At 64.6% G+C, this 13050-nt stretch carries 14 protein-coding genes; 8 read left to right on the forward strand and 6 right to left on the reverse strand.

Annotated elements, in window-relative coordinates; translation table 11 throughout:
* Positions 1-8 precede the first annotated feature (8 nt).
* Both AB6809_RS07265 and AB6809_RS07270 read left to right on the forward strand, forming a co-directional pair.
* On the forward strand, positions 9-1400 hold the full coding sequence (locus AB6809_RS07265; protein WP_371026207.1) for a sigma 54-interacting transcriptional regulator: 1392 nt from the start codon (positions 9-11) through the stop codon (positions 1398-1400).
* 49 nt (positions 1401-1449) lie between these two features.
* Complete coding sequence (locus AB6809_RS07270) at positions 1450-2199, forward strand: DUF2968 domain-containing protein (protein WP_371026208.1); 750 nt, start codon at positions 1450-1452, stop codon at positions 2197-2199.
* Between the two features lie 254 nt (positions 2200-2453).
* On the opposite strand, the gene AB6809_RS07275 is transcribed toward AB6809_RS07270, so the two are convergent.
* Entirely contained in the window at positions 2454-2672 is a 219-nt protein-coding gene (locus AB6809_RS07275) for a hypothetical protein (RefSeq protein WP_006051814.1), read from the reverse strand.
* Positions 2673-2971: 299 nt separating this feature from the next.
* Between AB6809_RS07275 and AB6809_RS07280 the strand changes: the two genes are divergently transcribed.
* Positions 2972-3196: a hypothetical protein gene (locus AB6809_RS07280; RefSeq protein ID WP_053858217.1), complete on the forward strand. Its 225-nt coding sequence runs from the start codon at positions 2972-2974 to the stop codon at positions 3194-3196.
* A gap of 25 nt (positions 3197-3221) precedes the next feature.
* On the opposite strand, the gene hfq is transcribed toward AB6809_RS07280, so the two are convergent.
* Entirely contained in the window at positions 3222-3725 is a 504-nt protein-coding gene (gene hfq / locus AB6809_RS07285) for an RNA chaperone Hfq (RefSeq protein WP_371026210.1), read from the reverse strand.
* Positions 3726-4083: 358 nt separating this feature from the next.
* Here hfq and AB6809_RS07290 point away from each other — a divergent pair, with 358 nt between their 5' ends.
* The 5 genes from AB6809_RS07290 to AB6809_RS07310 all read left to right on the forward strand — a co-directional run bounded on the left by AB6809_RS07290 (position 4084) and on the right by AB6809_RS07310 (position 7757).
* Positions 4084-4227 (forward strand): hypothetical protein, encoded by a 144-nt coding sequence (locus tag AB6809_RS07290; protein ID WP_165919791.1) that lies wholly within the window; start codon positions 4084-4086, stop codon positions 4225-4227.
* A 14-nt stretch (positions 4228-4241) separates the two neighbouring features.
* The gene (locus tag AB6809_RS07295) at positions 4242-4772 is read left to right on the forward strand and encodes a sigma-70 family RNA polymerase sigma factor (RefSeq protein ID WP_053858215.1); all 531 of its coding nucleotides are present in this window, start codon (positions 4242-4244) and stop codon (positions 4770-4772) included.
* Positions 4769-5644, forward strand: a complete 876-nt coding sequence (locus AB6809_RS07300) for an anti-sigma factor (RefSeq protein ID WP_029971627.1) — start codon at positions 4769-4771, stop codon at positions 5642-5644. Before AB6809_RS07295 ends, AB6809_RS07300 begins: the two co-directional genes overlap by 4 nt.
* Before the next feature lie 28 nt (positions 5645-5672).
* Positions 5673-7250, forward strand: a complete 1578-nt coding sequence (locus AB6809_RS07305; RefSeq protein WP_371026211.1) for an FAD-binding oxidoreductase — start codon at positions 5673-5675, stop codon at positions 7248-7250.
* 90 nt (positions 7251-7340) lie between these two features.
* Positions 7341-7757 carry a hypothetical protein gene (locus AB6809_RS07310; protein ID WP_029971630.1) on the forward strand — a complete coding sequence of 139 codons (417 nt, stop codon included), beginning with the start codon at positions 7341-7343 and terminating at the stop codon, positions 7755-7757.
* Between the two features lie 18 nt (positions 7758-7775).
* Here the strand turns inward: AB6809_RS07310 and AB6809_RS07315 are convergent, their stop codons facing one another.
* The 4 genes from AB6809_RS07315 to AB6809_RS07330 all read right to left on the reverse strand — a co-directional run bounded on the left by AB6809_RS07315 (position 7776) and on the right by AB6809_RS07330 (position 13048).
* Positions 7776-8756 carry a DUF1571 domain-containing protein gene (locus AB6809_RS07315; protein WP_371026436.1) on the reverse strand — a complete coding sequence of 327 codons (981 nt, stop codon included), beginning with the start codon at positions 8754-8756 and terminating at the stop codon, positions 7776-7778.
* Between the two features lie 92 nt (positions 8757-8848).
* On the reverse strand, positions 8849-10627 hold the full coding sequence (locus AB6809_RS07320; protein WP_371026212.1) for an AMP-binding protein: 1779 nt from the start codon (positions 10625-10627) through the stop codon (positions 8849-8851).
* A gap of 80 nt (positions 10628-10707) precedes the next feature.
* Positions 10708-12009 (reverse strand): acetyl-CoA C-acetyltransferase, encoded by a 1302-nt coding sequence (locus AB6809_RS07325; protein ID WP_371026213.1) that lies wholly within the window; start codon positions 12007-12009, stop codon positions 10708-10710.
* Between the two features lie 103 nt (positions 12010-12112).
* Positions 12113-13048, reverse strand: coding sequence for a MaoC/PaaZ C-terminal domain-containing protein (locus tag AB6809_RS07330; protein ID WP_053858209.1), 936 nt, complete (start codon positions 13046-13048; stop codon positions 12113-12115).
* Between the last annotated feature and the right edge of the window lie 2 nt (positions 13049-13050).

Genomic DNA, 13050 nt, shown 5'->3' on the forward strand with positions numbered 1-13050 from the left:
CGGCGACCATGAGAACCACCACCAAAATCGAGGAACTCGATATTTACGTCTGGGAGGGCAAGGCCGACATCGTCGACCGGGTCGCGCGCTGCATGGCGAGCTTCGACGTCGAAGTGATCCGTGCGGATGACATCGCGATCTCGCCCGAGCGGACCGCGCAGCGGCCGTCGCTCGCGATCATCAGCGTCTCGGTGATCGACAGCGGCGCGCTGATCGTGCGCGACTGGCAGGCCGCTCACGGCATTCCGGTCGTGTGGGTCGGCGCGGCGCCGCGCGACCACGATCCGTCGATGTATCCCGCCGAGTATTCGCACATTCTGCCGCTCGACTTCACGTGCGCCGAGTTGCGCGGCATGGTGACGAAGCTCGTGCTGCAAATGCGCGCACACAGCGCGAAGACGCACGAGTCGGACGCGATCATCGCCAACTCCGAATGCATGCAGGCGCTGCTGCACGAAGTCGATACCTTCGCCGACTGCGACACGAGCGTGCTGGTGCACGGCGAGACCGGCGTCGGCAAGGAGCGCATCGCGCAACTGCTGCACGAAAAACATAGCCGCTACGGCAAGGGCCCGTTCGTCGCGGTGAATTGCGGCGCGATTCCGGATGGCCTGTTCGAGTCGCTGTTTTTCGGGCACTCGAAGGGCTCGTTCACGGGCGCCGTGGTCGCGCACAAAGGCTACTTCGAGCAGGCCGACGGCGGCACGCTGTTTCTCGACGAGATCGGCGATTTGCCGCTTTATCAGCAGGTCAAGCTGTTGCGCGTGCTCGAAGACAGCGCCGTCACGCGCATTGGGTCCGCGACGCCCGTCAAGCTCGACTTCCGGCTCGTCGCGGCGACCAACAAGCATCTGCCGCAGCTCGTGAAGGACGGCACTTTTCGCGCAGACCTGTATTACCGGCTGGCCGTGATCGAGCTGAAGATCCCGTCGCTGGAAGAGCGGGGCGCCGTCGACAAGATCGCGATCTTCAAGGCGTTTATCGCCGAGGTGGTGGGCGCCGAGCGTCTCGCCGGCTTGCCGGATTTGCCGTACTGGCTCGCGGACGCCGTCGCCGATACGTATTTTCCCGGCAACGTGCGCGAACTGCGCAATCTCGCCGAACGGATCGGCGTGACGGTGCGGCAGATCGGCGCATGGGACGCCGCGCGCCTGCAGCGTCTGCTCGCGCTTGCTCGCAGCAGTCAGCCGGTGCCGGCCGAGAGCGCGGCCGAAGTGCTGGTGGACCGCAGCAAATGGGACATGGCGGAGCGCAACCGCGTGATCGCCGCACTCGACGCCAACAGTTGGCGGCGTCAGGACACGGCGCTCTATCTGGGCATCAGCCGCAAGGTGCTGTGGGAGAAAATGCGCAAGTACCAAATTTTCGACGAAGAGCCCGAAACCCGCGAAAGTGAGTAATAATGAGACGATTGGGAACTAAAACAAAAACTGTCGAAGCAGGAATTACATGGACCAAAAGTCGAAACTACGACAGATCGCCGTTGCCGCGATCATGGCGTTGGGGGTAGCACACGGCGCATGCGCACAGGCTCAGTCTTTGCCTCAGTCTCAGTCTCAGTCTCAGTCTGACAACAATGGCGCATCCGGCGTCGTTTCCCAACCGGGTGCGACAGTCGCGCTGCCATCGACGCAGCCTGCGCAGCCTCAGGTTCGGACTTCCGCGCTCACGCCGGACGAAGCGAAGCAATCGGCCGCGGGCAACGTCGCCGAATTGCAGCAGATGATCAAGGGCTCGGACCTCAGCGAACTGCGCACCACGTACAACGGCAGTTACGGCGCGAGCTTGCTGTTCCACGGCAAGGAGATGACGTACTACGTCGCGCTCTTCCAGCAAAAGAACTTCTGGCGTGTCATCAAGACGCAGGACGCGGCGCGCGCTGAAATGATCTACCGCGATTTCGCGCGCCAGACGCTGCAACTGTCGGACGTGGAAATTCGCCGCACGCAACTCGAGGCGCAAAAGGCGTTCACCGAACGCATGATCGCGCTGTCGCAGAACCGTGCGAATCGCCTGCAGGCCGACCTCGATGTTGCGCGCCAGCAGCAGACGATCGTGGCCAACCAGCAGCAACAGACCCGCGCCGAAGCCGTGGCGCTCGCCCAGCAAAAGGCTGCCGCGCAGGAGCAACTGCGTGCGGCGCAGCGTCAGGTGCGCGAACTGCAGCGGCAGCTTGAAAGCGGCTTGCCGGTGCATTGAGGCGGAAGCGGCTGACCGTCTGACGGTCTGATCGCACCAGATAAGCCGGGTGGGCGATGCATCAACGATGCTCAATACGCTCGCTCGGCTTGCTTTCATACGAGGCGTTACTCGACCGGCTTTGTCCTTGGCATAAATCAGCGTATCTGTCGGCTGGCGTCATCACGGCGCGCGTGCCGAAGGCGCTTGCGAATTGCGCACTGTGCCTGTGCGCGCGATGCGTTCGCGGCGCGCGACTGCGTTGCCGTTGCGCGCTAGCGCCGCTTCTTCTCTTCCCCTGGCTTTTGCCCTTGCCCCGGCGAGTGCGGTTGTGCCTCCGACGCACGAGGCGCGTGATTCTCGTGGACGGCAATCGGATCGCTCGCGGGGAAGCTTTCTTCCAGTGCCTCGTCGAGGCGGCTTTCGGTTGAGTCGAGCACCCGCTCCGGCTGGTTTCCGGTGGACGGCGGCGCAGTGTGCTTCTTGCTCGTCATGACGGGCTCCCTTAGACGTAATCGACGATCCAGCATAGCGCAAACACTGCGCCGGCGACATTAGCCGGATGGCATAGGACCGCGATGCGCAACGCCAACGGCGCCCCATCTAGTAAAGAAAAACTTCAAACGTAGGTTCGCCGGCTCGTTTTCCGTGTGTCGCAGGAATGCGGTGCGGAAAACAACCATCATCGGACGGTCGCGTGGACCGGCCCGTCGCACCGCATGCGGCGCAACGACACTGTCCAGCTTCGGGAGGGGCGCAAACTCAAACGACCAACAACAAGGCAGCGAACACCATGAACACGAAACACGTGCGCACAAGGCGTTTCAACGCTTCGCACGTGGTGGAAGCAGAACTGGATCATCTGGATTGGGCAACGAAACAGCCGACGCAACGGATGCTGGACGCCGGCTACTGGCGGCGTCGTCTGTTGGCGGTCAAATGCAGGTTCGAGCTGTCAGAACAACAGGTGGCGAGGGTGGAGAAAATTCTGCAGCGGCTCGGCCCTCTGCAGAAGTAAGCGGCGCTGCTGCGCCGCTCATTGCTTACTCGTGGCCGCCGTTGCCGTTGCCATTACCGTTGCTGCCGCCACCGCCGTGATTGCCGTGGTTGCCGCCGTCGCCGCCCGTGCCGAACAGACGGCGCCGGCGCGTGACGACCACCGGCGTGTCGGACGAACTGCCGCGCTCCGATGCGGGCCGGTCAGACGGTGCGCCGTACGATTCGCGCGGTTCACGCGGTTCACGCGGTTCCCGATGCTCGCGCGGCTCACGCGAGCCATGCGGCCCGCGGGTGGTGTGCTCGCCATGCGACGGGCGGCCCGCGCGCGGAGCCGGACGGGTTCCGGTATCGAGCTGGATCGTCGAGATGGCGCGCTTGTAGATGCCCTGCAGGCCGACGGGCGTGCGCAGCATCACCAGATATTGGTCGAACGACTCGATGCACCCTGTCAGGCGGATGCCGTTGACAAGGTAAATCTCAACGCGCTTTCGTTCTTTGCGCGCGGCGTTCATGAAGTCGTTTTGCGGATGCGATTCTGCGGAAGCCATGGACAATTCAGGTTAGAAAGACGGTTGTTCGCCGCGATTCTACCCTGTGCGGGGCGGAACGCGTCGGCGGGCGAACTGCGTCCACTATAACGGCTTGCGCCCACATAAGCACCTGGTAACTATGGGCTGTAACGTTGAGTTACCAAATCAGCCGATGATTGCCCGGCTTCTTCGGCCACAGCGGGCGCTTCCCGATGCCGATGGCGGAAAAAGCTGGCACGGCGGGATGCATCGTCGGAATAAATCGCCTGGCTGCAGCGTTAAGAGAGGGACGGTGCAGGAAAGATTGAGCACCGAGTTTGATCGACAGCCTCGCATGGGACGGAAGTAAGCGCCCTGCATGACAACGGAGACTCACATGAAACGCACTCGCATCCTCGGCATGATCGTCATGCTTTTCACACTCGCATTGGGCTCGCTCGCCACCACGGCATGCTCTTCGACGGACAGCGGCGCGTCCAGCAGCGGCACGAGCGGCGGCAGCAGCAGCGGCGGCTACTGAGCGCTGCGCTCGGGGTGAGCTTCGAAGCGGAAGTGATTTCGTGGCTCCCGCAGTTGCGCCGCTATGCGCGCGCGCTGACGGGGGACCGCGCGTGGGCCGATGACCTCGTGCAGGACACGGCCGAGCGCGCGCTCGCGCGCTGGGCGGCGTTCCGGCCCAACAGCAATCTGCGTGCGTGGCTCCTGACCATCCTGCGGCATCTTTATATCGATCAGCTGCGCGGGCGCCGCGAAATCGCCGTCGATGAAGAAAGCGCCCCGTGGCGCAATCTCGAGGCGCCGCAACGCGAGGTCGACGGTCTCGTGCTGCGCGATCTGCAGCGCGCGCTGTATCGCCTGCCGCTCGAACAGCGCGAGGTGCTGCTGCTCGTGTGCGTCGAGGAACTGACGTATCAGGAGACGTCGAAGGCGCTCGGTGTGCCCGTCGGCACGGTGATGTCGCGGCTGTCGCGCGGGCGCGAGCATCTGCGCGCGTTGCTGGAGGGGCCCGCGCAAGGGCCGGCGCGCAAGCCGCCGCCGTTGAAAGTAGTGAGAAATCCGCGATGAATAACGACCACGACGACCACGATTCCAGCTTGCCCGACGGGGTGGACCTGCGAGCGCTGTCGGCGTTCGTCGACGGCGAGATGCCGGATCACGAGCGCGAGCGCATCGCGGCGCTGGTGGCCGGGCATCCGCAAGCGGCCGCGCGGGTGGCCGCGTGGCGCGCGCAAAAGGCCGCGCTGCGCGTGTTGTGCGGCGTGTCGCCTGGCGAAGCGGAGCGCGCATCGGCGGATTATGCCGAGCCTGGCGGCCCCGATGAACCTCATGCCGCCGACGACCCCGCCGTCATCGTGCTGCGTCCGCGCACGCCGTGGTGGCGGCGCGTCGGCGTGGCCGCGTGCTGGCTCGCGGCGGGCGCCGGCCTCGCGCTCGCGCTCGGCCCGCTCGCGCCGCGTTTGACGGGCGGCGCGTGGAACGGTCTCGGTGCAAGCGCGCCCAGTTTCGCCGAACGCGCCGACATCGCGTATGCGGTTTATACGCCCGAGCGGCGACATCCGGTGGAAGTGGCGGCGAGCGAGGAAGAGCATCTGATCGCCTGGCTTTCCAAGCGTCTGAACCGGCCGCTTTCGGTGCCGTCGTTGCAGGAATACGGCTACTCGCTCGTGGGCGGCCGCCTGTTGCCCGGCGAGGCGGGACCGGCCGCGCAGTTCATGTACGAGAACCGCGGCGGCGCGCGCCTCACGCTGTACGTGACCGGCACCGCGCGCGACGAGAACGCGTTCCGTCTGCTGCGCGACGGCAACCGGCGCACCTTCTACTGGATCAGCGACGGCATGGGCTACGCGTTGTCCGGACCGATCGCGGAGGGCAAGCTGCGCTCGATTGCCGTCGACGTCTGCAGCGCGCTCGGCGGCAAGCCGGAAGCGTGGCAGTAGCGACGCGCGCGCCACAAACGGAGACCCCTTGAACCGCACCCTGCCGCCGAACCTTTCCGCCGCGCAGTTCGACGCGGCGCTGGCTGCCTGGCGCGCGATCGTCGGCGACCAGCATGTGGTGAATTCGGCGACCGCGCTGTCGACCTATCTCGACCCGTTCGCGCCCGGCGAGCGCGAGGCGTTCGCGGCGAGCGCCGCGCTGCTGCCCGCATCCGTCGATGAAATCCGCGCGGTGCTGCGCATTGCCAATCAATATCGCATTCCGCTGTGGACGGTCTCCACCGGACGCAACTTCGCGTACGGCGGCGCCGCGCCGCGTCTGACCGGCTCGGTCGTGCTCGATCTGCAACGGATGAAGCGCATCGTCGAGGTCAACGAATCGCTCGCGTATGCGCTCGTCGAACCGGGCGTGAGCTACTTCGATCTGCACGCGCACTTGCGCGAGAAAGGCTACCGGCTGTGGGTCGATCCACCGGCGGCGGGTTGGGGCAGTGTGGTCGGCAATACGCTGGAGCGCGGCTTCGGCTACACGTCGTATGGCGATCATGCGGCCACGCAGTGCGGCATGGAAGTGATACTCGCCAACGGCGACGTGCTGCGCACCGGCATGGGCGGCATCGACACGAGCACCGCATGGCAGCTTTATCAGCCGGGTTACGGGCCGTCGTTCGACGCGATGTTCATGCAGTCGAACTACGGCATCGTCACCAAGATCGGCGTGTGGCTGATGCCCGCGCCGCCTGCCTATCTACTCGGCGAAATTCAGTTTCGCCATGAAACGGATCTCGAAGCCATTGTCGAAATATTGCGGCCGTTGCGGCTCGACGAGACGATCCGCAATCATGCGGTGATCGAAGGCGGTTTGCGGCGCGCTGCCGGACTGTCGGCGCGCGCGCAGTGGTACGACGGTCCGGGCGCGATGCCGGAAAGCGCGGTGACGGCGATGCTCGACAAGCTGAACGTCGGCCGCTGGAATCTGCATTTCGCGCTGTACGGCACGCCCGAGTTGGTCGACGCGCGCTACGCGATCGTCGAGCGCGCGTTCGCGCGTGTGCCGCAGGCGCGAATCTTCGCGAAGCGTTATGCGGGCGACGCCGAGCCCACCGCGGGCGGCGATCGCAATCTGGCCGGCATCCCGGCGATGAGCGCGTTTCGCATGCTCGACTGGCGCGGCGGCGCGGGCGCGCATGTGGACTTCGCGCCGGTGTGCCCGGCGACGGGACGCCATGCGCTGCGCCAGTACTTCATGGTGAAGGCGCGCGCGGCCGAATACGGCTTCGATTACTACGGCGGATTCACGGCGGGCGTGCGTCATCTGCATCACATCTTCGCGGCGATTTTCGATCGCGACGACGCGAACCAGGTCGAGCAGGCCGGCGCGTTACTGCGCTCGCTGATGAGCGACGCGCGCGCGGCCGGTTACGGACAATACCGCGCGCATCTCGCGTATATGGATTTCGCCGCCGCGCAGTACAGCTTCAACGACGGCGCCTTGCTGCGGCTCTCGGAAACGATCAAGGACGCGCTCGACCCGAACGGCATTCTTGCGCCGGGCAAGCAGGGTATCTGGCCGGCGGCGTGGCGCGGACGGCGCGGCTATACGTAAGCGCAACGTGAGCGCAAAGTGGAGCGCAACGTAAGCGCAACGTGGCTGCAAGCGGCGAAATGAGCCGCATCGAACAACCGGAGCACGAGCATGGACCGGCGCACTTTCATGATGACGAGCGCATGGCTTTCCACCACGGCAGGCTCCGTGTGGCCCTGGCTCGGCCACGCCGCGGCACGCGGCGACACCTTCGCGATTGCCGATTCGACGCTGCCGTCAAGCGCCGCGTTTGCCCGCTACGCCGCCGCGATGAACCTGCCCACTTTCGAAACCGGCGACGACATCGGCTTGCTATGGCACACCACGCTTTCACCGCTGCTGCACGCATCGGCTGCCAATGCAAACGCGGTGCGCTGGCTGATCGGCGTGACGCGCGCGTCCGATTACTTCGTGTTGAGAGAACTCGCGACTCGCGCGACGCATCGCATCGAGCATAGTCACGAACAGGCCGCGCAGTCCGCCGATGCCAAGCCCGCTCACGTCAGCTTCGTATTCGCGCCGCGTTGAGCCGCGACGACGCTAGGACTAGAACTTATAGGCCTTGTTTTGCGGGTCGAAAGTGGAGTCGTCGAAAGTTTTCGGCGTGATGGTTTCGAACACGATCTTCTCAAAGATGCGGCCGTCGTTGTCATAAGACTCGACGGTGCGGAAATACGGATGCCGCAAATCGAGCCCGAGCGTCTCCTTCTTCGCGTAGAACTGCGGCTGACCGGTCGGCGTCTCGAACGTGAACGCGACCACGCGCACGCCGTCGATGGTCTGCACGTCGATCTGCATCGAGCGCGGCAAGCCGGCCTCGATAAATTTCTTGCCCTCGGCGAGGTACTGCTGCGCGATGTATTCGGTGCCGAGATCGCGCACCTGATGATTCGATTGCGAGCGGGCGAGCGCGCCGTTCAACGACGTCCATAACGGCATCACGTTCATGATGCCGCCGAGGTGCCCATACATTTCGTCGCTGCGCTTCGATTCGTCGTAGATGATTTCCTGGCCCGCGTGCCCGCCGTCGGGCAGCCACTTTGCGTAGATGCGCAGTGGGTCGTGCGCGACGCGCACCAGCATGTGATCGGGCTTGTCGGGCCACTGGCCGCGAACGCGCTCGGAGCGCGACATCGTGAACTCATACGACGCGTAGCCGTTCGGACCTTCCTTGATATAACGCGGCAGCGCGAGCGGATCGAGCGACTTGAATAGCGCGACCAGTTGCGCGTCGTCGAGCGCTTCGAGCGTGCCGCTCTGTTGCGCGGCGCGCAGCCATTTGACCTGCTGATCGAGCGTCAACTTGCCGACTTGCGAAGCGGGCGTCGAAGGTGGCTTGACCGCGCCTGCGGTTTCGAGCGGCGGCGGCTTGTCGTCGTTTTGTGCGAAGGCGGGCGAGACGCCGATGCTTACGATTGCACATGCTACGGCGCACACGACGAGCGCGCCGGACCGCAGCTTGCGAAACGGCAGCTTGTCGCGCTGAGCCGGCGGCGCGCAAACAGCGGCTGTCGCGTTCAAGCGCATCGCGCGAAACAACCGCAAGCGTGCGAACAGGCAAGGCGTCATCAAAACTCTCCCGAAAGGTGGCGCAACGCTTCACGCGAGCGCCTTGGGAGTCAGGCAGACTTTTGCTTCGCGAGTTCCTCGTCCCGCAGCGCGCGGCGCAGAATCTTGCCGACATTTGTTTGCGGCAACTCATCGCGGAACTCGACGACTTTCGGCACCTTGTAGCCCGTCAGGTTCTTGCGGCAATGCGCGATCACCTGTTCGGCGGTCAACGACGGATTGCGCTTCACGACGAACACTTTGACGCGCTCGCCCTGCGCGTCGTCGGGCACACCGATTGCCGCTACTTCGCGCACGTCGGGGTGCGCCGCGATCACGTCCTCGATCTCGTTCGGATAAACGTTGAAGCCCGACACGAGGATCATGTCTTTCTTCCTGTCGATGAGACGAATGAAGCCGCGCGAATCCATCACGCCGATGTCGCCGGTCGCGAGCCAGCCTTCGTCGTCGATCACCTTGGCGGTCTCCTCAGGCCGGTTCCAGTAGCCCTTCATGACCTGCGGGCCCATCACGCACAATTCGCCTGCCTCGCCGATGTCCGCCCAACTGCCGTCGTCTTTTCTGAAGCGCACTTGCGTCGACGGCGCGGGCAAGCCGATCGAGCCTTCGAAGTCGCGCAGGTTCGAGACGTCGACGGGATTCATCGACACGATCGGCGAGCATTCGGTCAAGCCGTAGCCTTCGATAATCGGCTTGCCCGTCACCGCCTTGAAGCGCTCGGCCACCGACCTTTGCGTCGCCATGCCGCCCGCCATCGCGAGCTTGAGGTCGGAGAAATCGCGCTTGCGAAATTCCTCGTTCTCGAGAAACGCGTTGTACAGCGTATTGACCGCGGTCATGCCGGTGAACTTCTCGTGACGGATGATCATCATCACGCGCTTCATGTCGCGCGGATTCGCGATCAGGATGTTGCGCCCGCCGAGTCCCATGAAAATCAGCGCGTTCACCGTCAGCGAATAGATGTGATAAAGCGGCAGCGGCGTGAGCACCGTTTCTATCTCGCCGCTCAATTGACCTTCGGACCACGCCTTCGCCTGCAGCAGATTGGCGATGATGTTGCGATGCGTGAGCATCGCGCCCTTCGCGACGCCCGTGGTTCCGCCGGTGTACTGAAGAAACGCGATGTCGTGATGCGTCGGGCGAACGGGCGTGAGCGGCCGCGCATAGCCGACGGCGAGCGCCTTCAGAAGCGGCACCGCTTGCGGCAACTGATACTCGGGCACCATCTTCTTCACATGACGCAGCATGAAATTGAGCAGACGTCCCTTGATATTCAGGCCGTCGGCGAGCAGGTCGCCGAGTCCAGTCACGATCACGTTCTGTATCTTCGTGCCCGGCAGCGCGTCCTGTACTGTCTTCGCAAAGTTCTCGAACACGATGATGGTTTGCGCGCCGCTGTCCTTCAACTGATGCGCAAGCTCGCGCACTGTGTAGAGCGGATTCACGTTGACCACCACGGCGCCCGCTTTGAGCACGCCGAACAGCGACACCGGATACTGGAACGTATTGGGCAGCATGATCGCGACGCGTTCGCCGGGCTTCACGCCGATGCTCTGCAAATACGCGGCGAAGGCCGTCGCCTTGCGGCCCAGTTCGCCATACGTCATGCTCGCGCCGACGCTCACATACGCGACGCGCTCGCGAAACTGCGCGATGCATTCGTCGAAGAACTGCACGAGCGACTCGTACTTGTTGACGTCGATTTCATGCGGCACGCCGGCCGGGTACGACGCGTACCAGATGCCGTCGGTGTTGGGCGCGCGCCCGGCATGCCCGCTTGCCTGATTCGCAGCGGCGGGCGAGGGCGAGGCTTGAGTGGGCTCGGTCATCGGTCGTCTCCTGAAGCCGGGGCTTCATGTGTTTGTGTGCTGTTTGTGCAGTGCTTTGCTTATGGTTCGCGCGACGCCGGTCAGCGCTCCAGAATAGCCACCACGCCCTGGCCGCCCGCCGCGCAGATCGAGATCAATCCGCGCGCGGTGCCCGCGGGCTTATCGAGTTGCGCGAGCATCTTCGCAAGACCCGCGACGATGCGCCCGCCCGTCGCCGCAAACGGATGACCCGTCGCGAGCGAGCCGCCGTTGACGTTGAGCTTCGCGCGATCGATCGCGCCGAGCGGGCCGTCGAGGCCCAACTGCGTGCGGCAATATTCGTCATCCTGCCATGCCGCGAGCGTGCACAACACTTGCGCGGCGAACGCTTCGTGGATCTCGTAGAAATCGAAGTCCTGCAACGTCAGTCCCGCGCGTGCGAGCATGCGCGGCACCGCATACGCAGGCGCCATCAAGAGGCCCTCTTTCTTGTCGAAGAAGTCGACGGCCGCCGTTTCCGACCAGCTCAGATACGCCAGCACCGGCAACCCGCGGCGCGCGGCCCAGTCCTCGCTCGCGAGCAGTACCGCCGATGCGCCGTCGGTGAGCGGCGTCGAATTGCCGGCGGTCAGCGTACCGGCGTCGCGATCGAACGCGGGCTTGAGCGAAGCGAGCTTTTCGAGCGTGAGGTCGGAGCGCAGATTGTTGTCACGCGCAAGGCCGCGGTACGGCGTCATCAGATCGTTGACGAAGCCGCGCGCGTACGCTTCGGCGAGCTTGCGATGACTGTCGTAGGCGAGCACGTCCTGCGCCTCGCGCGAGATGTTCCAGCGCTTCGCCATCAGTTCGCAATGCTCGCCCATCGAAAGGCCCGTGCGCGGCTCGCCGTTGCGCGGCAACAGCGGCTTGAAGAACATGCCGGGCCGCAGCTTCGCCAGTGCGCCGACGCGCTGACCCGTGCTGCGGCCGCGGTTCGCCTCGAGCAGAATCTTGCGCAGGTTCTCGTTCACGCCGATCGGCGCATCCGAAGTCGTATCCACGCCGCCTGCGATGCCCACGTCGATCTGTCCCAACGCAATTTTATTGGCCACGAGGATCGCGGTTTCGAGCCCCGTGCCGCACGCCTGTTGCACATCGTACGCGGGTGTTTCCTTCGCGAGTGTGGTGGACAGCACGGATTCGCGCGTGAGATTGAAGTCGCGCGAATGCTTGATGACGGCGCCCGCCGCGACTTCGCCGAGACGTTCGCCATGCAGGTTGTAGCGGTCGATCAGTCCTTGCAGCGTGAAGGTCAGCATGTCCTGATTCGACGCGGTCGCGTAGGCCGTATTCGAGCGGGCAAACGGAATCCGGTTGCCGCCGATAATCGCGACGCGGCGCACAGGTGGCAGCGGGTGAGGCATGCTCGGCTCCTTCTTGTGGCGTGTTTAATTGATGTGGCTTGTGTAGAGAGCGGCAAGCGCCGCTATCGTCGTTCCGGCGCAGGTCTCATCGCCGGAAGCACGTTCATTGCAGTCTCCATTGCATGCGGCCGCGCAAATGCGGTTTTTCTCCGGCGATGTCGCGCACCTCGATATCGCGTTCGATCAGCGAGGACGACGCACTCCATAGCGTTGCTTCGCCGGGCAGCAGCATCGGCAGCTTGAATTCGGCGCTGAGCGTGGCTTCGGCAAGCGGCTTCGGCGGCTGCAATGACGATGCCGCGCGCGCGAGCGTCCACATGCCATGCGCGATCGCACGCGGAAAACCGAACGCCTTCGCGGAAAGCGCGCTCATATGGATCGGGTTGTAGTCGCCGGACACGCTCGCATAGTCGCGGCCGAGTTGCGGCGCGAGCTGCCAGCGCGCGATGCGCTGCAACGCGGCGGCATCCACCACGAGCGGATCGAGCGGCGCGCCGCTCGCCGCCACGCCGCGCTTCAGATAAACGCTGTCGCCGTCCCACACCGCTTCGCCGCGCCGGTAAATGCGCGTATGCAGCAGGAACGCCTGGCCCTTGTCGTGACGCAGCAGCGCGCCGAACTCCACCTCGATGCGCAAAACGTCCTTGTACGCGAGGGGCCGGCGCAGACGCACATGATTGGCGAGATGCAGCAGCCCGACCGCGGGCCACGGGAACGCCGGATCGGTGAGCATCAGCAGATGCAAGGGAAACGCGAGCAGATGCGGATACGTGAGCGGCACGCCGTGTTCGGGAATGAAGCCGCACACGCGCGCATAACGCCACGCGGGCCCGGCATCGAGCGCGACGGCGGGGCGCACGAGACGCAACGCCGGCAACTGCGCCGGACGTCCGCGCTTGACGACGCCCGACAACGCGCGCGCATAAAGACGCGCCGGCGTGGGCAAGGTATCGATAACGACGGTCTTCGGCCGGACCGCATCGCGTTGCGCGAGAGTCGACGCGTGCTGGCCGCCGAACGGATCACCGGGTTCTTGCATGG

The organism is Paraburkholderia sp. RCC_158 (genome assembly GCF_041355255.1).
In the GTDB taxonomy this organism is placed as follows: domain Bacteria; phylum Pseudomonadota; class Gammaproteobacteria; order Burkholderiales; family Burkholderiaceae; genus Paraburkholderia; species Paraburkholderia graminis.